Raw genomic sequence first — 21,675 nt, forward strand, 5'->3', positions numbered from 1 at the left:
AGACGCTCGACCGTAGCAGTCGACATACGATCCTGTTCGTTGACGAAATCCATCGTTTCAATAAGGCACAGCAGGATGCGCTATTGCCGTTCGTCGAGTCGGGCCTGGTCACGTTTATCGGCGCGACGACGGAGAATCCCAGTTTCGAAGTGAATTCGGCGCTGCTGTCCCGAGCGCAGGTCTATGTGCTCAAGTCACTGGACGAAGACGAGCTGCGCGAACTATTGCGCCGTGCACAGGGTATCGCGTTGCAGGACCTGACCTTCGACGACAAGGCGATCGAGACATTGATCGGGTACGCCGATGGCGATGCGCGCCGGTTTCTGAACCTGCTGGAGCAGGCGCAGACCGCGGCGCTGTCGACGAAGCGGCAGCATATCGATGCGGCATTCGTGTCCAGCGCGATGACGCTGAACACGCGACGCTTCGACAAGGGCGGCGAGAATTTCTATGACCAGATATCGGCGCTGCATAAATCGGTGCGTGGGTCGCATCCGGACGCGGCCTTGTATTGGTTCTGCCGGATGATCGACGGTGGTGCCGATCCTAAATATCTCGCGCGCCGGATTATCCGGATGGCGTGGGAAGATATTGGCCTTGCCGACCCGCGCGCGGTGCAACTGGCCAATGATGCCGCGGAGACGTTCGAGCGACTGGGATCGCCGGAAGGCGAGCTGGCGCTGGGGCAGGCGGTGATGTATCTCGCCTGCGCCGCGAAGAGTAATGCGGGCTACAACGCGTTCAATCAAGCGATGGCATTCGTCAAGCAGGACAAGACGCGAGAGGTGCCGATCCACCTGCGCAACGCGCCAACCAAGCTGATGAAGGAACTAGGGTACGGGCACGCCTACCGTTACGCACATGATGAACCCCACGCGTACGCTGCCGGGGAAACCTACTTGCCCGAAGACATGCCCGAGCCGGGTTGGTACCAACCGGTACCGCGGGGTCTGGAGACCAAGATCATCGATAAGCTGGCCTGGTTGCGCAGCCTGGATGACGCTGCCAGGGATGACGGCGAGACGTCGTGATCTGGTGGCGGACATGTTGGAGGCTGCACGGCTTCTGTTACAGCCGATGGCGGCATGGTATTTATTCATAGCGCCTGTATGCCGTCATAGGCAATCAGTGGGAGCATGATCGGATCTGCCGTTTGGTCGCCTCGGCCATTCTGTACGAAAGTTCATCGACCAAGTGACGGTCGCCGACCGATACAGATACGGCTGGTGCGCATACCGTGGGGCGATATCGCTCAAGTAAGTCCAATGCGTGGCGGAACGCAAACGCATCGCACGGATGTGATGCGTTTGCATTCTTCGGATTGCTTCAGAAATTCAATTGACCCACGTATTATCGCGTCGCGATGTGCGCCAGGAGGCCGTGCTCACGCCTTCATGGTGACGTAGCGTCTCGGCTAACGCCTGCAATTGCGCGTCTTGGCTCGGGCGGCAGCGGATCAAGGCGGCCAGTGACGCGCATGCGTCCGCCGTACCGCGGTTGACGATGACCTGATTGGCATCCAGACCGATTTCGCGCAACGCGTTGAACAAGTGCTTGCGCACGATGTTCAGCGCGTCGATGGAACATACCAGGCTCAGTTCATGAGCATGGCGGCGAGCATGCAACGGACGTTCAATGGCGATTTGCATGTTTCAACTCCTTCCGGCACGCCGCTAGGACGTGTCGTGATGCTGCCCATACCGGCTTACACGGACCTTCCGTGAACCTGCATGACGTTGGCGTCCACGCAAAAGCAGCCTCGGTATCATCCGTCACGGCGATCGTTGGGATGGCGTGTCAGCCTGATCGGCGTTACCGCATCGCAAAATCACGCCACAACGGCCGAACCGTTTGCGCGAATACCCCGGCGCACGCAGCGTACGGGCATCGATTCAAATAAAGGGAGCGAGTCGTACAGCCGCACACCAGGACGCTGTCCGGGCATCGCTGCCTGTCATCACAAGAAAATGCGATGCGGCAAAACGAACGAAGCCGAGGAGCGAAGCGGTAACACCATGGTGACGCGGCTGTGGCGCGCTGACCCGTCTAAACGACGAATCAGCTCTGGCCGACAAGGAGAGGCGGCGGTAGCGCTGATTCGTCAGTGTTTGCCGGCCGATGCCGGCGTGTGACTATGAGAGTCACTGTCCACTGAGAATCTCCAAGAATGAAAGTACCGCTATGGTAGCGAAAAAACATCAGTCCTGTCAATGTGATAGGACCACCGATGTAAGTAAATGTACGGTTTGCGAGACAACGATCTCCCGCCCGCGACGCAGCATATCGACTGCGTCGTCGGCGCGGGTCAGGAAGCAGGTGCGAGCGCTTGTTTGCGGGCTTCATCGAGCAGCGCGCGACGATCGATTTTGTTGGTGGAGGCAAGCGGCAAGGCATCCACGAATACGACCTGACGCGGGTGCTGATAGGCGGGGGCATGGGCCAGCGCATGTTGCTTGACCGCTTCGGCGGTCAGCGCCGGGTCCGCGCGAACGATAAACGCGACCGGTTTCGTGCCCTTGATCTCGTCATCCACCGGCACCACGGCAGCTTGCTGGACGCCAGGGTGGGTTTCCAGCATGCGCTCGACTTCACTAGGGAAGATGTTTTCGCCTCCGGAGACGAACATGTCGTCAGCGCGCCCTACGAACAGATGAAAGCCGTCCCGGTCGCGCTGGAAGACATCACCGGTAATGTAGTACCCATCCGCGGTGAAGGGGGGCGCCAAGTCGGGGCGCTGGTGATATCCCTGCATGATGCCCGGGCTGGCTATTTGCAGCACGCCCTCCGTGATGGCGGGATCACTGTCGCTGGTCATGCCATCGGCCGTGGCAAGCCGGACCTTGACGGCCGGATGCGGGACGCCGACGGCGAGAGGCGGGGTGCGCAGTCCGTCTGGATGCGGGCCGAAGACGACGGGGCCGCCTTCCGTGGTGCCATAGGCGTTGATGATGCGCGCGTTCGGCAACAATTCGGCCGTGCGTGCCAGAAGGCTCGCGCTGACCGGCGCGGAACCCATCCGGATCACGCGTACCGATGACAGGTCTGCCTGCGCCAAAGCGTCATGTTCACGTAGCATCATGGCGATCATCGGTGGCACCGCCGTAAGCCAGGTGCAGCGATAGCGGGTGATCGCGGCAATGTAGCGCGTGGCCTTGAATTGTGGCATCAACACCGCCGTCGCCCCTGCCGCCACTGTCAGCATGGCCAGCGCCAGGGCGTTCATGTGATACAGCGGTGCGGCAATCAACACGCGGTCGCCCGTCAGCGGGTCCGCGGCAAGTCGCGTGCGCACCACCCACGCATGACTTGCATGCGTGAGTTTTACCCCCTTCGGTTTGCCGCTGGAACCCGATGTGTACAACAACATCGCCACGTCGTCCTCGCGCTGCGTGACGCGCGGCGGCATGGCGGCGAAGGCCTGCCCGGCGTTCGATGTATCGATCGCAGAGGGGGCCGTAGCGGTGTTTTGCTTTAACCATCCGCCGAAGGCGGCTGGATGGTCGTCGGGCGCATCCAGCACGACGACCGGGAGAGCGGCGGGCACGGATGCCACGTGGGCGCTGTCGCAGAATACGCGCACGGCCCCGGCGTCCTGCAACACATAGGCGATCAATGCGTCCGGGAATTTGAAGTTCACCGGCACCGCCACGCCACCGGCGCGCATGGTGCCCAGTAGCGTGGCCACATAGTCGATCGAGTTCGCCGCAACCACGGCAACCCGCTCGCCATGCCGCAGTCCGTCCGCCAATAATCGCTGCGCGATGCACTCGGTGAGGGTCTCGAAGTCGGCGAACGTGATCTCCCGCGCCTGCATGTGCGCATCCAGGCCGATGAACGCAATGTCGTCGGGCTTCCATGCGGCATGACCGCGCAAGAAAGCGACGTTGCCGAGATTGTCCGTGGTCATTTTTGAAACTCCAGCAACGTCGAGAAAGCCGGTAAGGCGACCACTACCCGGCATGCGGCGTCGGCGTGTGCGCTGTGTAAATCTTCTATGGACAAGCCATCGATAAAAAAAGGCAGGCCGGCCGCCTGCGCGCGCCGGGCCAGCGTGATGGGCGCCTCGGCGTGAAACGTGATGGCACCGAAGAAACCGGGACGCAAGGCGCTCGGGTCCTCGGGCAGGTGCCGCGCCGCGCCGGGCATCGGCGCCAACGTGGGCGCGTATTGCGCGACATCACCAAAGCGCATGGCGAAGCTTCCAGGATCGGTCACACGGATCAGAAAGGCGGCATCCGAGGTCATCGACCGGGATGATGCTGAATCGGCATGGACGCGCGTCTCGATATTCCCGCCAAGCTGCGTATATTGTCGACGCAGGGCGGCCGGGTCGTGACCGACCACCGTCAGTGCGATGATGCGTTGCACGCCATTTTCGTGCGTGAGCCACTGTGACCGCCAGACCAGTTCCGGGGTCAGATGCTGGCAATAATAGACCCGTCCCGCATCTACCTGTCCGGGCTGAAGACGCACCGTCACGAAGGTCGCGTCACGGTGCAGCCCATCAATCTCAACCGGCCGTGAAAACCGCTGAACAGGCCCGAGCGTGAAGCCGTGGGCGGCGACATCGCTCGCGGTACGTTCCGGCGCATCGGTCTGGAACACCAGTCCATCGATGCCGAACGGACTCGACAGCACTTCGTCCCGCAAGTTACCGCCGTCGGTCGGCAGGCCTATCAATTCGAGGTAATGATTGTCGAACATCACCAGATGATTGATCGAACCCAATGTATGGCGTCCGCGCGGGGTGAGCGTAAAGCCCAATGCTGCGCATTGGGCCGCTGCGTCATCGGTGTGGAAGCGCGTGTTGATGACAAGATGGTCGAGTTGCATCGCGATCTCGCTTCGTGCGGTGAGAGGAGGAGCAGGTTGAAGGTGGTGAATCAGGTCGCGGGCTTGGCGGCCGGAGCGGATGCGGTCGAATACACGCCCCGGCCGCTGGCGCAGAGCTTGCCGTCGGTGTCGAAGATTTGCGCCTCGGCAACGGACAGCGTGGCACCGAATTTGATCACCTTGCCGCGGGCGATCAGATCACCGGGCATCGCTGCGCGATGATAATCGACACGCAGGTCGACGGTGGGCACGCCCCGGCCGGTTTTGGAGACAAGCGCCCAGTCGGCCGTCAGGTCGACCAACGTCGCCAAAATGCCGCCATGCGTGTAGCGCTTGTCGGGGTTCACCACCCATTCCTCACGCCATTGCGCCTTGATTTCGATTTCGCCGTCGGCGACGGACAGCACTTCCAGGCCGAGCCATTGGTGAAACGGACCACGACGGAGCTTTTCCGTGATGGCTTCCTTCGACAGAATCGTGTCGCTCATGATGATGGTTTCCGGTTACGCTGACTGAAACGTCGTCCCCGCGTGACCGCGCTCGAAAAGCGCGTCAAATAGGGTTGCGGGGGCGTGAGGAGAATGAAAAGGCGGGAGGGTCCGATGCGCCAGCTTACGGGGCGATCACGACCTTGCCGAGCACTTCACGGTCGCGGATCAGCCGCAGGCCTTCCGCCGCCTCTTCCAGCGGCAGCACGCGATCAATGGCCGGCTTTAACGTGCCCGCGGCAATCATGTCCATCAGTGCCGACAGGTTGTCGTCGTAGAAGCTATTGGATCCGATCACTTTCAGCTCGAAACTCCAGATGTAGCGCAGGTCTTCCTTCGGGTCGTAGCCGGCGGTCGCGCCGCAGACCAGCAATGTGCCGCCACGCTTGATGCACTTGAGCGACGGCACCCAGGTATCGCCACCGGTAAAATTGATCACCACGTCCACGCCGCCTTCATTACTTCGGCGCTGTGGCTTGCCGAACTGGCTGATGGCCCATTTCGAGAAATCGGTGTCGCGGTAGTTGAGCACATGATCGGCACCCATCGCCTTAAGCGCCGCGGCCTTTTCGTCGCTGCCGGCACAGGCGATCACTTCGGCGCCTAGTTGCTTCGCAAGCATGACGCAGGCACTTCCCACGCCACCACTTGCACCCAGGACCAGCACTTTGTCACCCGCCTTCACGGTATTGTGTGTGATCAGCATCCGGTGCGCGGTGCCGTAGGCCACCGGCAGCGATGCCGCGTCTTCGAACGACACGCCATCCGGCATTGCGATCAACTGCGGCACCGACACCAGGCAGTATTCCGCCATGCCGCCGTCGAGCATCTCGCCCATCAGACCTTTGCCCGGATAGAGCGGATTGACGAGCACGCGTTGTCCGACTTTCCAGCCTTGCACATCGCTTCCTAGCGCGACGATCTCGCCTGCCATGTCCAGGCCGATGACAACCGGAAACGGCACCTTGATGCCAGGCATGCCTTGTACCGTGAACACGTCGTGATAGTTGAAAGACGACGCCTTCACGCGGATCACGACATGCCCGTCGGTGGCGCGAGGGGTGGCGATTGTCTGGACGGCCAGGGTGTCAAGGTCACCGTGTCCGTGCAACACCAGCGCGCGCATCGTGTCTTGTGGGGGAGCGGTCATTGTGCGATCTCCTTGATCGATTTCGATTGTTCATAAGGGCCGGTCACGAACAGGTTGTCCGGCAACGTTCCCTTGATGATGCCGCTGCTGACAAACAGCGCATTTTCGCGTTTCAGTGTTTCGATGTCCGATGGCTCGAACGCCGCGCGGTTCATATTGCGCCATTGCGCGGCGTAGACCTTGGCGTCTTCGGGTGGCAGGTTCGCGGTCTTCTGCAGGATCAGCGCGACGTCATCCGGATGCGTGGCGCCCCAGGCCAATGTGTCGCGCATTGCGGCGATGATCTTCGCGACCTGGTCCGGGCGTTGTGCGATCAAGTCGCCGCGCACCGCGCCGACGCCGATATACGGCACTGCATCGGTCTTCGTGTACTTGCGCCACTCCCCGGAGAAGGTGCCCAATTGGCGCACCTTCAATTCATGCAACTGTGCAATGGTCACCGAGCGCAGCGCGGCGCCATCGACTTGTTTCTGTACGAGGAATTGCGCGAGCCGTGATTCATTGCCGCCTACTAGCGAGAAGTCCGTCGGCCGGATACCGTAGTTGCCGGCGAGTACGGCTTGTGCGATCGAGGCAACCGAACTGCCTGCAGGTGACATACCGATCTTCTTGCCCCTGAATTCGGACAGCGACTTGATCGGAGAATCCTCGGGGACGACGAATTGCACGTCGGCAGGTTGCGTGGCCAGGAAAATCTTTACCGGCACGCCTTCGGAGGCCGTGGCGAAGACGCTCGCGGCCGCGGCGCCGAAAGCCAAGTCTATGGCGTCGGCGGCCAGCGCACGCGTTGGCGCGTTGACGTCCGAGAAGCGAACGAACGTTGCATCCACGCCATGCGCCTTCAGGTAGCCCTTGGCTTCCAATACCGCGCCAAAACCAAGGCTGACGCCACTGGTCCAATAGCCGATCCGTACCGGGGCGGCATGTGCCTGCATCGGCGCGGCGAGCATCGTCAATACCGTGGCGCATACGCCCACCAGCACTGCGGCACGACGGCCGATACGAAGACGAAGAGGAGAAGTGGGGTGGCCTTTGCGGCGCGGCAGGATCGATCGCATGACGGTGACCTTTATGTGATGGAGGGGTGAGCGCGTGGTACCGACAATACGTGCACCGTGGCGCTGCGGGGTGCCTCCGGGTTCAGGCAACTTTCTTCCAGCGGAACAGATAGCGTTCGAGTGGCTTGAGGATGCCGCTTTCCAGCAGCAGCATCAGGACGACCAGCGTGATGGTCCAGGCAAAGACCTGATCGGTCTGGACCAGGTCGGCGGCTTGCTTGAGCCGATAGCCGATGCCGTCCGACGCCCCCAGCGTTTCAGCGACGAGCGACACGCGCCAGCCGAAGCCGAATGCCAGGCGCGCGCCGGAGAAAAAGTAGGGCAGGATCGACGGCAGGTATACCTTGTACAGAATGGCGATGCGAGACATCCGGAAGCTGCGCGCCAGTTCGACGTAATCGGATTGCACCGTCTGCGCGCCTTGCCAGACGTTGGTGAGTATCAAGGGCATCGCCGTCATGAAGACGACGAAGATCGTCGTGCCGTTCGAGATGCCGAACCAGATAATGGCGAAGATGGCCCAGATCGCCGATGAAACCGTGTTCATCACGGCGAGAATCGGTTCGAAGAAACGTGCGAGCGCACGGCTGGCACCCAAGGCAATGCCGATGGGTGTCCCGAGTGCCGTTGCCAGCAGGAAGCCGCCGCACACGCGATATAGCGTGATCGCGAGGTCATGACCGAATGTGTCGGTGTGCCACAGTGTGAGCATCGCCGCCCCCACGCGCAAAGGCGACGGCAGGACGAAGGAAGGCATGCGTAGCGATGCACACCACCAGAGCGCCAGCAGTATCGCGACGAACGCCATTCGTTGCAGCACCAGCCCTTGCCAACTGCCGTGGCGACGGGCGTCCGCGCGGGCGCGCCGACGGGAGGTCGTCGACTGTGCCGAGGTGGTGGCAGGGCCTGCGTTTACCCATTGCGCTCGCTTGTCATCCGCTTCGTTGACGGTGAGATGGGGATCATCACGGCTATCGGATGTCGGGGACGATAATAGTAAGGATGCCGAATCAGAATTATCGGGGCGTAACGGAGGTAGTCCCATGCTCAAATCTCCAGACGCAATGCACGGATGACTTCGGCAACCACGGGCGAGGTGGCGTTTCGCGGGGCCGATAGTGTGTTGTGGTGGATTGCCTTGATGCGACCCGGATGCGCGGTCAGAACGACGATACGGTTTGCCAGGACAACTGCTTCCTCCACATCGTGCGTGACGAAAAGCACGGTCGTACCCTGCATCGCTTGAATACGCAGCACTTCCTGATGCATCGAGGTCCGCGTTTGCGGATCGAGTTTTGAAAACGGCTCGTCCATCAACAGGATCGAGGGGGCGACCACAAGGCTGCGCGCCAACGCTGCACGGCTACGCATGCCACCGGACATCTCGTGCGGATAGGCATCGCCGGCGTGCTGCAGACCGACGAGGGTTAACGCCGCCTCGGCGCGAGCACGTCGGGAGGCCTTGTCGAGGCGCTGTGCTTCCAAGCCGAACGCGACGTTATCGCGGGCGGTGCGCCATGGCAGCAGGCGGTCGTCCTGGAACATATAGGCGATTTCGCGCCATCGATCGACGCGTGCGGATGCGATGCCGTCATAGGCCAGCGTCCCGCCATCCGGCGCCAGCAAACCCGCGACGATGTTCAGCAACGTGCTTTTGCCGCTGCCCGACGCGCCCAGCAAGGCGACGATCTCGCCCTTGCCAACATCCAGATCGATGTCCGACAGAACCGTCATATCCCCGAACCGCTTACCCACGCGGCGCAGTGACAAAGCCGGTGTGGCATCGGATGACTTCCCGATCTCAGAAGGCACTGGCGTCGCATCGACCGGGCGCGTCGTGGCGCGCCCGGTCGATGCGATCGGCGCGATGCCGCCCGTGACGCTCATGCCCGGGCTCTGGCGAACGGCGTGACGTCGTGGGTCGGCACGGGATGCGGCGCGTGGGGCGCGGCATCGTTTGCCGCGTGCTGCGCCGGTTGCGTCAGCTCGACCTCGGCAACCTTGGCGTGTGCAGCTTGCGTGGCGCGGCGATTGCCGCCGCGTGGCGTCGGCACCGTGGCGCCTGCCTGTGACAAGCTGGCGTAGACCTTTTCCATCGTCATCGCCCGGAACGTCTCGATGTGTCGCCGTGCGATCAATTCCGCACGTTTGCCATCGCCCGCGATAAAAGCATCGATCATTGCATTGTGATCGTGCTTGATCTCAGGTTTGGTCTGTTGTACCCCAAAGCCCAGCGCCACCAGCCGCGACATTTCATCCATCAGCCCCGACAGGGTCCTCAGCAGGCGCTGGTTGCCACTTGCGGCGGCGATGGCGAGATGGAATTCCTTGTTGGCATCGAGAAATACATCTATTTGCTCGGGTAACGGCACCGGATGCTTTACGCGGCATGCCGCCTCCAGGCGGCGCAGCAGATCGATGTCCACTCGACCGACGGCCAGGCGTGCGGCCAGCGGTTCCAGCTCCTCGCGAATCGAGAAGACTTCCTCGACATCCTTCAGCGTGATAGGGGCGACGCGATAGCCCTGGCGCGGCAGCGATTTGACGAATCCCTCATGGACGAGACGCACCAGGGCGATTCGGCAACTGTTCTTGCCGATGTTATAGACCTGCATCAACTCCGGCTCCGTGATGGTGCTGGAGGGCATCAGTCGGCACGCGATGATGTCGGCGCGCAAACGCGCATAGGCATCGTCGCCACGGCTTAGCGAGGCATCCGGCACGCTGGCGCCGAACGGACGCGGCAGTGAGTGCGCTGCGGCGTCCATCGTATCCGGCGACGCAGGGGTCTGTGGCGAATGGGAGTCTATTGCGGCGTCTGCATGAGGCATGGCTGTCTCCGTGAGCGGCTTACAAGTCCGTCTTGCGAGGCGTTGGGAAACGCTATTAAGACGCACAAAATTAGCGTCGGCAACAAATAAAAAAAGATATCAATTGCCGTGATGCGTTATATACGCCAATAGTTGTAAGCTGCTCAGAAGCTCAGTTTAGAGAGATCACGACGCAAGCGTGCCCTGAAAATGCCATGGGATAAGGGGAGCAGCCGGTACCGTGACACCGGCTGCAAGCTGACAGGCGAGTAGGCAAACGCGCCCCGCGGAGAATGGGAGGGGGCGCCGTATGTCTCAGAGGCCGGGGAGCGGCAATTCGGTGGTGTACTTCAGTTGCTCCATCGCGAAACTCGCGGTGACGTCCGACAGCGGAATCTGGGCGATAAGCCTTTGGTAGACCCGGTCATAACCGGTGATGTCGGGAACGACGACGCGCAACATGTAATCGTACGCACCGCTCATCCGATAAAACTCCACCACTTCGGGGATGGCCTGTACGACCGCCTTGAAGTGATGAAACCATTCTTTGGAGTGGTTGCTGGTCTTCACTTGAACGAAGACCGTCACGCCCACCCCGAGCTTCACGGCATTCAGCAAGGCGACGCGTTTGAGGATATAGCCTTCTTTTTCCAGACGTTGCACGCGGCGCCAGCAAGGCGTGGTCGTCAGGTTCACCGCTTCGGCCAGCTCATTGACAGGTGTGGTGGCATCCTGCTGCAATCGCGCCAGCAATTTGCGATCTATTGCGTCCAGCGTGGTGGTGTCTTCCATGGCAAGTCCAAGATCGGGCCGTTGCGGCCCTATCCGCAGATGGTAGAGCGTTCGCTTGTCGCCGTCTAATGGGCGTTCCAGCCCAGGCCGAGGCTTTTCTGGATTGTGACGAAGTCCTGTACCAGTTGGGCCTTGCCGGACACGGTGTCACGCTCCGCCGACAGACGGGTGCGTTCGGCGTCAAGCAAGTCGATCATGCTTGCGGCGCCTGCGCGATAACGTTGTTCCACCAAGGTGGCGGACCGCGTGGCGGACGCCTGTACCGCCATCAACTGCACGACATTTTCGCGTTGGTGACCGTAGCGGGACAGGGCGGTATCCGCGTCGCGCAATGCCTCGAGGACGGCCTTGCGGTAATCGGCCTCGGCGGCATCACGTTGCGCTTCAGCCGAATGCACGGACGCCGCGGTCCGTCCGAAATCGAGGACGTTCCACGAGAGGTAGGGCACGCCAAGCCAAGCGGCATTGCTCTTGCGGAACAAATGCGCCGGCTGTGTCCCGCTGAAGCCGAGGTCGCCATACAGGGTCAGCTTGGGAAAGAATGCTGCCTTCTGTTGTCCAATCTGCGCGGTGGCTTCGGCCAATTTCCGCTCTGCGGCGCGGATATCGGGACGCCGCTGCAGCATCGCCGTGGGATCGCCGATCGCGACTTCCGCAGGGACAGCGGGCAGGGGGGCTGACGGTGATAATTCGGCATCCAACGCGCCGGGCTCCATCCCGCATAGCACCGCAAGGCGATCGAGGGACTCACCCAGGTCGGCGTTGATCGGTGCGATGGAGGCGCGGGTAGTGTCCACTTGCGTGCGCGTGCGTTCGACATCCACGTCGCCCGCCGTGCCCCGGTCGCGGCGCTGCTGGGTGAGATCGAGGATTTTCTGTTCCGCCGTTGCCGATTGATTCGCGAGCATGATCCGCTGTTGCTGTGCTCGCAGATCGATATATGCTTGTGCCACTTCAGCGGCCAGCGATACATGGGCGTCGGCCAGGTTGGCCTCGCTTACCTGTGCATCGGCGCCGGCCGCCTCGATGGCTCGGCGCGTTCCGCCGAACAGATCGATTTCCCAGCTGGCAAGGAAGGACGCGGAGAAATTCTGTATAGGACCGCTCCCCCCCAGCAGGTTGCCGAGGCTATCGGGGCGGCGCGCCCGGATCACGGTGCCGCTACCGCTGACTTTCGGCAGTTCGTTGGCCTGTTCTTTCGACAACGCGGCACGCGAGGCGCGCAAGCGGGCTTCCGCTGCCTGAATGTCAGGGTTGTGAGCCAGCGCCCGCTCGATGAGGCTGTTCAGTTCGGCATCGTTCAGCATGGTCCACCATTGAGAGATGCCCGGAGAGGTGGCAATACCCTTGTCTGGCGTGCGGCGGAATGCGTTCGCCTTCAGCGTATCGGGGGCGGCATTGGGTGCGCCTTTGTAGTCCGGTCCGACCGTGCAGCCGGTCAATCCCAGCGCGGTAAGCACAGCGACGGTCACCAAGGCGCCGGCAAACCGGCGGGATGGCTGTGGCCGCCGCGCGATGAACGCGGTTTGCGATATACGCAGCAGCGATGACGGGTTGGTCGGCGTCGCTGTGGCGGAAGAGGAGCGGGTGGAAGTCATGCGGCCGATATCAAATAAAGCGTTCACGGTGATCAATGCCCACCCGAGGAAGCACCGCCGAAGCCGCGCGGAGACCGAAGGAATAAGGCCAGGGGGATGCAGATCAACAGCGCGATTGCCAGCAGGAAGAAGGTTTCCGCATACGTCATCACGGTAGCCTGCACATGAATCTGCTGCGCGAATTGGCTGAGCGCCTGCATGTGCGCATGCGCGGCGTCACTGCCTTGGGCCATGAAACTGGCGGCGTTGCCGTCGATGCGCGCATTGGCCAGCACTGAATTGTTCGTCACGGCTTCGCGCAGGATGTTGTCATGCAGCACGGTGCGGCGATCCAGGAAGATGCCGATCAATGCAAGGCCCACCGAGCCGCCGAGGTTGCGCGCCATGTTGTACATGCCGGACGCTTCGCCGGCCTGTTCTCTCGTCACCGCTGCCATCGCCGCCTGATTCAAGGGCATCAGTGCCAGCATCTGCCCGAAACCGCGCATCAACTGCGAGTAGGTAAAGTCATGGCCCACGCTTTGCGCTGTCAACGACGTATCCAGCAGGCAACTGATGCCGAACAATATGACGCCCGTCATGACGAGCCAACGGGCGTCGATGGCACCGAGTATCCGGGGCAATACGGGCATGAGGAGGAAGGCCGGCAGTCCCGAGACCAACAATACGACCCCGGACTGTTCCGCGTTGTACCCTGCCACACCGGATAGAAACTGCGGCAGCAGATAGGCGACGCAATACAGACCCATGCCGACGGCGAACACGATCAGGATGACGCTGGCGTAGCGGAGATTGCGAAACAACGACAGACGCAACATCGGTTCCCGCGCGACGAATTGCGAGATGGCGATCAGGATCATGCCCACCACCGTGACGATCGTCAGCGTCGTGATCATCTGTGATTCGAACCAGCGATTACGCTGGCCCTCCTCCAGCACCACGGTCAGTGAACTTAAGCCGATGGACAGGCCGACGATGCCCAGCCAATCCGCGCTGAAGAAACGCGACCATTGTGGTTTCTCCGGCGGCAGGCCGACCCATAGCAGTACCAGCAACGCGATGCAGACGGGGATGTTGATGTAGAAGCACCATGCCCAGTTGATGTTCTCCGCCAACCAACCGCCCGCCACCGGCCCGAGCAAGGGGCCCAGCAGCACGATGAGGCCGAAGATGGACATGCCGACAGGCATCTGCTTCGGTGGCAGGCGCATCCGGATGATCATCTGCGCGGTGGGAATCAAGGCCCCGCCGGCGAAGCCCTGGCCGAGCCGTCCAACGATGATCTGCGGCAAGTTTTGCGAAAGGCCGCAGAAGATCGAGAACACGGTAAACAACGCGGCCGTGCCGAGCAGGAAATTACGCAGACCGAAGACGCGGGTGAGCCAGGCAGCCAGCGGAATCATCACGATTTCCGACATCAGATAGGCGGTCGAAATCCAGGTGCCTTCAGTGCCGGTGGCGCCAATTTCGCCTTGGATCTGCGGCAACGCCGAGTTCGTGATCGAGATATCCAGCGTGGCCATCAACGCCCCCAACGCGCCGGCGAACACGGCGACCCAGTCCGCGGTGGAGGCGCGACGGTTGTCGTCGTCGATCGACGCGGTGGGGCGCGAGGAGAGGGTTTCAGCCATGATTCGCCGCCGGGGAGGCCGCTGGTGCGGATGCGGCGTTCGCGGACGAGCTGACGCGCGATGTCGCGACGCCGGATGCAACGCCAGACGTCGCCGGCGACGAGCTGGCGACGTCGCCCACGGCGTCGCTGGAGGATTGCGCGCCTTGCGATTGCGATTGTTGTGGCGTGACGCTGGTGTCCACATCGACGGTCACGGACATGCCGGGCAACAGCAGGCTGCGCGTCTGCTTGTCGGTATCCAGGCGGATACGTACCGGCACACGTTGCACGATCTTCGTGAAGTTGCCCGTTGCATTTTCTGGCGGCAGCAGGGCGAACTCGGATCCGGTGCCCGGCGCGAAACTGTCCACCACACCGCGCAGGTCGACGCCAGGCATGGCATCCACGTGCAGTTTTGCCGGCTGTCCAACGCGCATGTCGCTCAGTTGCGTTTCCTTGTAGTTCGCCACCAGGTAGATCTGCTCGACAGGCACGACAGTCATCGTCTTCGTTCCTGGCTGCAAGTATTGTCCAACGCGCACGGTGCGGTCGCCAATCCGGCCGTCGATCGGGCTGCGAACGATCGTGTCATCCAGGTTCAAGGCCGAATCGCGTGCGCTTGCCTGACTTGCTTCCATCTGCGCCTTGGCTTGCGCGATCTGGGCGCGCATCGAGGCGATTTGCGCCTCGGCGGCTTTCACCGCCGCAAGGTTCGCGCGGTAAGTCGCCCGGGCCTGGTCGCGGGTATTGCGCAGATCGGCGACGCGCTCGCTGGTTTCGGCACCCGTCGCGGCCAGCGGTGCGTAGCGGTCATATTCGCGCGCCGCGTGGTCATAATTGATTCGCGATGCCTCGGCTTGCGCCCTGGCTTGTTCGATGCTCGCTTCCTGCTGCGTGATATCGGCTTGTGCCCTGACGATATCCGCCTGGCGCGCATCGATCGTCGCCTTGGCCTGGTCCAGCGAGGCCTGGTACTGGCGTGTGTCGAGTTTCAACAGGGCTTGCCCTGCCTTGACGGTGGCGTTGTCTGGAACATACACCTGCAGGACGTAGCCGGAAACCTTCGGCGAGATGGTGACGCTGTCCGCGCGCAGATAGGCGTCATCGGTTGATTCGATAAAACGACCCACCAGCCACCAATGCGCGCCCCACGCCACGCCGACCAGTACCGCGACGATCAGCAGTCCCAGCAGGACACGGGTCCGGCGCTTATTGTTTTTCGGCTCGGTCGTGTTGCCGGGTGCAGATTGTCCGTTCGGACCGCCGCTCGACTGCGGCGTAGTGCTTGTCGCCACGCTTGGCTCCAAATTATTCCAGTAGGCATAATTATTCCGTTTGGAAGAATTGTGTCAAGTGGTATTATTTGAATCGGTCCAACAAACGACATGCATAGAGTGGTCACCAAGGTCCCTCGCAAATCGACACCCCGCGGCTTGGCGAAGCAACCCGCGCTGTCCGCCGCGTCCTCGACGAAAGTCGCGCGTACCGCGGCGGCGGCGTCGCGCGCCATGCCGTCAAAAGCCACACGCACGGCAGAGGTGGCGGAAGATAAGCGGCTGAGGCATCCGCCTGGTGGCGGATACGCGCGGGGCGAGGAGACGCGATTGCGGATCATCGAGGCGGCCATCGGCGTATTTGGCGAGCGCGGATTCGATGCCGCCACGACACGTGAGATTGCGCAACGAGCGGGCGTCAATCCGCCTGCGTTGCAGTACTACTTCGAGAACAAGGACGGTGTTTATCGGGCTTGCGCGGAGCACATGGCCTCCACGTCGCGCGCACGTTTCGACCCTGTGCTGGCGCGCGTGGAGGCGGCGTTGAAGGCCGGTATCACGGAAGAGGAGGCGATTGATCTGTTTTGCGATCTGCTCGACGTGTTGGTCGAGCATTTACTCAACTCGACCGATTATCGCAGTCGTCACCTGTTCATGGCGCGCGTGCAAAGCGGCCATGCGCCCGACGAAGGCATCGAGGCCCTGCGCAGGAAGGTCAGCCATCCGATCAATCGCGCCGCCACCGCGTTGCTTTCCCGGCTTAGCGGCCTGTCATCGGACGATGTCGCGTTGCGGATGAAATCGTTGATGCTGTTTGGTCAGGTGTTCGTCTTTCACGTTGCCAGGCCAATGGCGTTGCATCTGATGAAATGGAACGATTTCGATGCCGACAGCATCGCCGCCGTGAAAAAGATGGTGCGCGAGCAGACCGCCACCACGTTGCGCGGCTGGTTGACCGAATTGCGCGATACGCCGGCAAAGAAATAGGTCTTTCGTGGGCGCATTCCACTACGTTGGGTGGGACTTCGCCATATTGCCGCGCTTTGTCACGCCCTCGGCAACGCCGCTGCGGTAAAATCGCGGCTTACGCGATGCCGATCAGCCCGTGCTGACACGCAGGTGGCATGGACATCGACCTCCTGGCGCTGGCGGCATCGTAACCGAATCACGTACTTGCGTCTCAGACAGCCTCATGCTCGACATCCAACAGTTTCGCAAAGACATCGATGGTGTGGCCAAACGCCTTGCCGATCGCGGATACACCCTGGACGTTGCCGCGTTCAACGCCGTGGAGGCGGAGCGCCGCACGATCCAGACCCGTACCGAAGAGCTGCAGGCGCGCCGAAATACCGCGTCGAAGCAGATTGGCATCATGAAGCGCAATGGCGAGGACACCAGTGCGCTGATGGACGAGATGGGCGGCATTGGCGAAGCGCTGAAAGCCTCTGAAGTGAAGCTGGAAGACATTCGTACGCGGATGGAAGCGCTGCTGATGGAGGTACCGAATCTGGCTGCGGCGGATGTGCCGGTGGGGACGGATGAAACGCAAAACGTGGAAGTGCGGCGCGTGGGTACGGTGCCGCGCTTTGATTTTGCGGTCAAGGATCATGTCGACGTTGGCGGGCCGTTGGGTCTGGATTTCGAGACCGGGGCGAAGCTATCCGGCGCGCGCTTCACTGTCCTGCGTGGTCAGATCGCGCGCCTGCATCGCGCGCTGGCCCAGTTCATGTTGAACACGCACACTGGCGCGCACGGTTACGAAGAGGCATACACGCCCTACATCGTCAATGACGACGTGCTGCGTGGCACTGGTCAGTTGCCCAAGTTCGCCGACGACATGTTCAAGGTACAGAAGGGGGGCGACGAAACGAAAGCGACGCAGTACCTGATCTCCACGTCGGAAATCACGCTGACGAACACGGTGCGTGAGAGCATCGTCGAGCTGGCCCGGTTGCCGATCAAGATGACGGCGCACTCGCCGTGTTTTCGTTCGGAAGCGGGTGCGTACGGCCGCGATACACGGGGCATGATCCGCCAGCACCAGTTCGACAAGGTGGAGATGGTCCAAATCGTCGAGCCGTCAACGTCTTATGCGGCGTTGGACGAAATGGTGGGACACGCCGAGACGATTCTGCAGAAGCTGGGTCTTGCGTACCGCGTGGTATTGCTGTGCACGGGCGACATGGGGTTCTCGGCGGCGAAAACGTATGACCTGGAAGTGTGGCTGCCGGCGCAGAACACGTATCGCGAAATCTCGAGTTGCTCGAACACCGAGGCCTTCCAGGCGCGCAGGATGCAGGCACGTTTCCGGAATGCGGACAAGAAAGTCGAGTTGTTGCACACGTTGAACGGCTCCGGCCTGGCCGTGGGCCGGACGCTGGTAGCGGTGTTGGAAAACTACCAGAATGCCGATGGCAGCGTGACGGTGCCGGAGGTGCTGCGTCCGTATATGGGCGGTGTGGAAGTGCTGCGCCCGGGCACGTGATCGGTGCCCGTGACGAGACGTCGACGCTGATAAAAAGCTTGGCAAGCCTGAAAACCTCACCTATAATCTTTCTTCTTCGCGATTCGACCCGCGGAGCGCTGGCGGAAAAGCAAAGCATCACCATCGATGGGGTGTGGCGCAACCGGCAGAGGTAGCAAGTAGGAGAGGTGGCAGAGTGGTCGAATGTACCTGACTCGAAATCAGGCGTACGTGCAAACGTACCGTGGGTTCGAATCCCACCCTCTCCGCCATATGTATAGCCAGTCTGAATTTCGGGCTGGTTTCAAGCAGATCGGGTTTTACCCCGAAACGCTTGAAATTAAAGGGGCTTCGGCCCCTTTTTTCGTTTACGGTGCCTCTTTTCGGCGTCGTTCAGAGCGCTATAATCCCCCCGCTCGAATCGTACAAAAATTCGTATAAGGGGACAAAGCGGTGACGATCACGTATAAGAATAGGCCGAATCTGCTTGCCGTCATGCATTTAGCATGAATACACGTTCTCGACAAATTCGGAAGTAGGCCCATCAACACCGTAGGCACCGAGCTGGTTCTTTTGGCATTGGCGTTGATTTGGATTTGAAAAAAAACGAAACGGCCACGCGAATGCACTGTTCGGGCTACCGCGCGCACGAGCTAAGCGATTAGATGAAGCGATGTTTCGGTATCGCTATATGTACAATCTTTTGCTCTGCGTCACTTGCCGTCACAGAAAAGGTTTCATGAAATTGCGGTAAAGATGACGCATAATCTAAATAAGCTGTGTGGTAAAAATGTCGAAGTACGAAGTCGACGAAATGGAATGGCGTAAGGGCGGATGTTGCCGGTATGCGGCAGTTCTTATATTGCCCAAGAGTTAGATGTGACTTTGGATGGTGAAGATTTCTATAGACTCCCTCCCGAGAATCAAAATCAAAGCGTACAGGAAATGGAACTACGCTTTTGGCCACTATATCTGCGAATATCACATCTTCCAGGTAAAGCTCAGGATTATTTTGAAATTCGGATAAGTGCGGGGAAGGAAGAAACGCAAGTCGATGTCGCTCCAAATTTTCGCCACTAAAAAGATAGCTCATTTGAAGCATCGCACCATCAGGAAGCAGAACATTGAATGCCCGTTCCGTACGAAGGGCATCATATAACTCATGGTAGTGGGTGTCTTTCAACGCCAATGCGAGATGTTCAGCGCCCGAAAAAGTTATCTCAGATCTGCCGTCGACCAGTTGGCGCCGTATAGCAAAATTTTGATCGCTTGATAGGCCAATTTCGACTAAATGGCTAACAAGCGAGTCAAGTTGCGACTTCAGAGCATCCGGTGTAACCATTATTGTTTGCGAGCCCAAAGGTTTTGTAATTGAGCTTGCACTGCGGGATCAAGGTCGTCGAAGTGCAGTCGTCCTTGGTCCATATCATTGAGTGCGTCGGCGAGTGCTCGTTGTCGAGCCTCGAAACGCTTCTGATCTGCCGGGGTGACATCTCTGTGGACGATCTTAAGCTTCTCTCGTTGATCTTTTGTTGGGTAAACAAAGCTCAATTCGAAGTTGTGTTGCTTAACGCGTTCGAATTCGTCAATAAGTTGTTGCATTCCTGGTCCGTACCCCAGGACCCGTACCCAGGCTTTGCTGCGTGTGATAGCAGTAAATAATCGGTTTCGTATGGTCGACAAATTCCACGCTGATGAGTTACAGTCTTGAGCATTTATAATGTACACCATTCCGGCTTCATTGCCTTTGGCTCTGAAAATTCCAGTGAACGTAATGGAGTCGTTGTCACTTTGGAAAAATATATCCGGGTCGGTGTCAACGCCGGCTGTATGAGTTTGTATCCCCATGTCCAAGAGGCGACGCCGAATAGGGCCGACCTCTCTCCGAGTGGACGTTGGATCGGGGTTGATAACGACAATATCGTCATGCCTTAATTCGTCTTGTTCAAGATTATTTTTTATTGCTTGCGCAAGCCACTCTGCCTGTTCACCGACATTGTCTACTTTTATAAATTGTACTAGATCGTCCGGGGGAGAATGATTTTCAAGAAATGCCGGGCTTGATTCCTCTGTTCGCGATAGTGTTACATGCGCGCCGTCGTGCAGATCACCGTCACGACGTCTATATCCAATCTCCTCCCAAAGATGCGGCTGATCAAACATCTGAACGAGTCCAGTGTCTCCATCTTTCGCTGGCGTCCGATAAATTCCAAACCCTAATGCGTGTGCCGTGACCAGGACGGGTCTCGAGTTTCGATAGCATTTATTCAGAATAATGTCGCGACGTGAAGAAGTGTCGTTTCCATTTTCAAAACGAACTCTCGGCGACCCATCTGCTGTTCTTCCAAATATTTCTTCAGGTGGGGGGAGCGATTCGGATGAAAGGCTTTGTAATTCGTCGTATGCATATACGAGGCGCTTCTCGTCTCCTAGCGCCTCGTAGCAGAGGCGAAGAAATGACGAAGGAAAGTCTTGAGCCTCATCTATTAAAATTACATCGTACAGTGGCTTTCTATCGCGAACTTGTGCAAGCGCGTGCTCACAGGCACCTGCAAATACTTTCTCCATTCCAAAGGTATTTTTTGCAGAACTGAAGTCGTAATAATCGATACTGTGAGACCGACAGAAGTCGTGATAAATACCATCCCGCTCATCTCCGCCGGGCGCCCCCCACGCATTTAATATCCTTAACTGACCCCAGTTCGGCTCTTCCCCCTGTTCAATACAGAAATTATTGATTAAGCGCCGAAATTGCCCTTTCAGTGAGCGGGTATTAAAGGTAACAGCTATACGCCAATCAGGATGTTGGGCATGCAGGTACGCAGCCTTTAGTGCAAGGACAATTGTTTTACCGGAACCGGCAAGACCTCGAATTCTCTGCACGCCCTCGACTGTTTCAAGGACAGCTTTCCCTTGACGGTTGTCTAACGTAGCGATCGAATCCTCAAGCCGTTTTAGCCGTGCTCCACGGGAGTCGTCGCGAACAATGACGCGTTTAGTACGGCTCGCGCGTATCGACGATATGCTCTGGATCGCGGAGACGGCAATTTCATATACACGTTGGTCCGCCGTAGGCCACTCGAGTCTGTCGAGTTCAGCTTGGAGGGATTCTCTGTTTACAAGTGAATATCCTGGTATTGCGAACCGTCCCACGTCATGTACGCCGGGAGCATAGCTAATCGTGTGTATCGGGATTAACATGTCACGACGGCGCATTAAATCGCGATATGTCTTAAGGCGTGCCTCCAGCCTGTTGGCCGCATCATCTTGTCGTGCATCGTAGTCTCCGGGGTCACCGCCTTCAATCAGATCGATGGCGACAATTCCCTTCTGTGGCGTCACCAAGATTGCGTCTATCGCATGCCGGCCGTCTGGCGTGCCAATGATTGGGTAGCCAATCATCAACTGCCCATCGATTCCTTGCGGATGAGAGAAGTAGTTGGCTAAGTCCAGGCTGGCAACTGGCTTGTCGTTAGTCCCGATGACTACTGAAACGGTAGGAGGCATGGCTGACTATGAAAATTGGGACGATAAAGCGTAAGTGTATTACGCGTCGGCTCAGATGATACATTTTACCGGTTTCCGGGACGAAATTT

General features: G+C 59.6%; 18 protein-coding genes and 1 tRNA gene. 4 read left to right on the forward strand and 15 right to left on the reverse strand.

The annotated features are described in order from the left end of the window. Positions 1-1,031: replication-associated recombination protein A (locus WM40_RS08690; protein ID WP_046152692.1), on the forward strand; the 1,031-nt coding region annotated here is incomplete at its 5' end. Between the two features lie 303 nt (positions 1,032-1,334). Here WM40_RS08690 and WM40_RS08695 read toward each other — a convergent pair. The 13 genes from WM40_RS08695 to WM40_RS08760 form a co-directional block, all read right to left on the reverse strand. Further along, entirely contained in the window at positions 1,335-1,649 is a 315-nt protein-coding gene (locus tag WM40_RS08695) for a hypothetical protein (RefSeq protein WP_024902737.1), read from the reverse strand. 656 nt (positions 1,650-2,305) lie between these two features. Beyond that, complete coding sequence (locus WM40_RS08705; RefSeq protein WP_046152693.1) at positions 2,306-3,907, reverse strand: class I adenylate-forming enzyme family protein; 1,602 nt, start codon at positions 3,905-3,907, stop codon at positions 2,306-2,308. Continuing rightward, positions 3,904-4,833: a VOC family protein gene (locus WM40_RS08710; protein WP_046152694.1), complete on the reverse strand. Its 930-nt coding sequence runs from the start codon at positions 4,831-4,833 to the stop codon at positions 3,904-3,906. Before WM40_RS08710 ends, WM40_RS08705 begins: the two co-directional genes overlap by 4 nt. A gap of 50 nt (positions 4,834-4,883) precedes the next feature. After that, positions 4,884-5,321 carry a PaaI family thioesterase gene (locus WM40_RS08715; RefSeq protein WP_024902741.1) on the reverse strand — a complete coding sequence of 146 codons (438 nt, stop codon included), beginning with the start codon at positions 5,319-5,321 and terminating at the stop codon, positions 4,884-4,886. Positions 5,322-5,445: 124 nt separating this feature from the next. Then, positions 5,446-6,447 (reverse strand): quinone oxidoreductase family protein, encoded by a 1,002-nt coding sequence (locus WM40_RS08720; RefSeq protein WP_176025953.1) that lies wholly within the window; start codon positions 6,445-6,447, stop codon positions 5,446-5,448. Positions 6,448-6,467: 20 nt separating this feature from the next. Next, a complete protein-coding gene (locus WM40_RS08725) occupies positions 6,468-7,529 on the reverse strand; it encodes an ABC transporter substrate-binding protein (RefSeq protein WP_082102546.1) in 1,062 nt (353 codons plus the stop codon). A gap of 82 nt (positions 7,530-7,611) precedes the next feature. Further along, positions 7,612-8,574 (reverse strand): ABC transporter permease, encoded by a 963-nt coding sequence (locus WM40_RS08730; RefSeq protein ID WP_236693441.1) that lies wholly within the window; start codon positions 8,572-8,574, stop codon positions 7,612-7,614. A 2-nt stretch (positions 8,575-8,576) separates the two neighbouring features. Next, the gene (locus WM40_RS08735; protein ID WP_024902745.1) at positions 8,577-9,416 is read right to left on the reverse strand and encodes an ABC transporter ATP-binding protein; all 840 of its coding nucleotides are present in this window, start codon (positions 9,414-9,416) and stop codon (positions 8,577-8,579) included. Further along, a complete protein-coding gene (locus WM40_RS08740) occupies positions 9,413-10,360 on the reverse strand; it encodes a GntR family transcriptional regulator (protein WP_236693442.1) in 948 nt (315 codons plus the stop codon). The genes WM40_RS08735 and WM40_RS08740 overlap by 4 nt, the downstream gene beginning before the upstream one ends. 294 nt (positions 10,361-10,654) lie before the next feature. Continuing rightward, complete coding sequence (locus WM40_RS08745; RefSeq protein WP_024902747.1) at positions 10,655-11,113, reverse strand: Lrp/AsnC family transcriptional regulator; 459 nt, start codon at positions 11,111-11,113, stop codon at positions 10,655-10,657. Positions 11,114-11,196: 83 nt separating this feature from the next. Beyond that, a complete protein-coding gene (locus tag WM40_RS08750; RefSeq protein ID WP_082102547.1) occupies positions 11,197-12,729 on the reverse strand; it encodes an efflux transporter outer membrane subunit in 1,533 nt (510 codons plus the stop codon). 32 nt (positions 12,730-12,761) lie between these two features. Further along, positions 12,762-14,360, reverse strand: a complete 1,599-nt coding sequence (locus WM40_RS08755; protein ID WP_046152696.1) for a DHA2 family efflux MFS transporter permease subunit — start codon at positions 14,358-14,360, stop codon at positions 12,762-12,764. Then, positions 14,353-15,636, reverse strand: coding sequence for an HlyD family secretion protein (locus WM40_RS08760; RefSeq protein WP_082102528.1), 1,284 nt, complete (start codon positions 15,634-15,636; stop codon positions 14,353-14,355). The genes WM40_RS08755 and WM40_RS08760 overlap by 8 nt, the downstream gene beginning before the upstream one ends. 138 nt (positions 15,637-15,774) lie before the next feature. Here WM40_RS08760 and WM40_RS08765 point away from each other — a divergent pair, with 138 nt between their 5' ends. The 3 genes from WM40_RS08765 to WM40_RS08775 all read left to right on the forward strand — a co-directional run bounded on the left by WM40_RS08765 (position 15,775) and on the right by WM40_RS08775 (position 18,351). Continuing rightward, entirely contained in the window at positions 15,775-16,602 is an 828-nt protein-coding gene (locus WM40_RS08765; RefSeq protein WP_162199054.1) for a CerR family C-terminal domain-containing protein, read from the forward strand. A 205-nt stretch (positions 16,603-16,807) separates the two neighbouring features. Then, positions 16,808-18,100, forward strand: coding sequence for a serine--tRNA ligase (gene serS, locus WM40_RS08770; protein ID WP_024902752.1), 1,293 nt, complete (start codon positions 16,808-16,810; stop codon positions 18,098-18,100). Between the two features lie 161 nt (positions 18,101-18,261). Further along, positions 18,262-18,351: transfer RNA gene (locus tag WM40_RS08775), tRNA-Ser, on the forward strand. Between the two features lie 389 nt (positions 18,352-18,740). On the opposite strand, the gene WM40_RS28695 is transcribed toward WM40_RS08775, so the two are convergent. Both WM40_RS28695 and WM40_RS08780 read right to left on the reverse strand, forming a co-directional pair. After that, positions 18,741-19,421: a DUF2290 domain-containing protein gene (locus WM40_RS28695; protein WP_082102530.1), complete on the reverse strand. Its 681-nt coding sequence runs from the start codon at positions 19,419-19,421 to the stop codon at positions 18,741-18,743. Further along, positions 19,421-21,586, reverse strand: coding sequence for a DEAD/DEAH box helicase (locus tag WM40_RS08780; RefSeq protein ID WP_046152697.1), 2,166 nt, complete (start codon positions 21,584-21,586; stop codon positions 19,421-19,423). Before WM40_RS08780 ends, WM40_RS28695 begins: the two co-directional genes overlap by 1 nt. Between the last annotated feature and the right edge of the window lie 89 nt (positions 21,587-21,675).

The organism is Robbsia andropogonis, from assembly GCF_000970345.1.
In the GTDB taxonomy this organism is placed as follows: Bacteria; Pseudomonadota; Gammaproteobacteria; order Burkholderiales; family Burkholderiaceae; genus Robbsia; species Robbsia andropogonis.

Coding starts and splice junctions, on each gene's coding strand:
- WM40_RS08755 (WP_046152696.1), bottom strand. CDS start 14,360: ATGGCTGAAACCCTCTCCTCGCGCCCCACCGCGTCGATCGACGACGAC.
- WM40_RS08715 (WP_024902741.1), bottom strand. CDS start 5,321: ATGAGCGACACGATTCTGTCGAAGGAAGCCATCACGGAAAAGCTCCGT.
- WM40_RS08750 (WP_082102547.1), bottom strand. CDS start 12,729: ATGACTTCCACCCGCTCCTCTTCCGCCACAGCGACGCCGACCAACCCG.
- WM40_RS08710 (WP_046152694.1), bottom strand. CDS start 4,833: ATGCAACTCGACCATCTTGTCATCAACACGCGCTTCCACACCGATGAC.
- serS (WP_024902752.1), top strand. CDS start 16,808: ATGCTCGACATCCAACAGTTTCGCAAAGACATCGATGGTGTGGCCAAA.
- WM40_RS08735 (WP_024902745.1), bottom strand. CDS start 9,416: ATGAGCGTCACGGGCGGCATCGCGCCGATCGCATCGACCGGGCGCGCC.
- WM40_RS08730 (WP_236693441.1), bottom strand. CDS start 8,574: ATGGGACTACCTCCGTTACGCCCCGATAATTCTGATTCGGCATCCTTA.
- WM40_RS28695 (WP_082102530.1), bottom strand. CDS start 19,421: ATGGTTACACCGGATGCTCTGAAGTCGCAACTTGACTCGCTTGTTAGC.
- WM40_RS08705 (WP_046152693.1), bottom strand. CDS start 3,907: ATGACCACGGACAATCTCGGCAACGTCGCTTTCTTGCGCGGTCATGCC.
- WM40_RS08695 (WP_024902737.1), bottom strand. CDS start 1,649: ATGCAAATCGCCATTGAACGTCCGTTGCATGCTCGCCGCCATGCTCAT.
- WM40_RS08725 (WP_082102546.1), bottom strand. CDS start 7,529: ATGCGATCGATCCTGCCGCGCCGCAAAGGCCACCCCACTTCTCCTCTT.
- WM40_RS08720 (WP_176025953.1), bottom strand. CDS start 6,447: ATGCGCGCGCTGGTGTTGCACGGACACGGTGACCTTGACACCCTGGCC.
- WM40_RS08780 (WP_046152697.1), bottom strand. CDS start 21,586: ATGCCTCCTACCGTTTCAGTAGTCATCGGGACTAACGACAAGCCAGTT.
- WM40_RS08740 (WP_236693442.1), bottom strand. CDS start 10,360: ATGCCTCATGCAGACGCCGCAATAGACTCCCATTCGCCACAGACCCCT.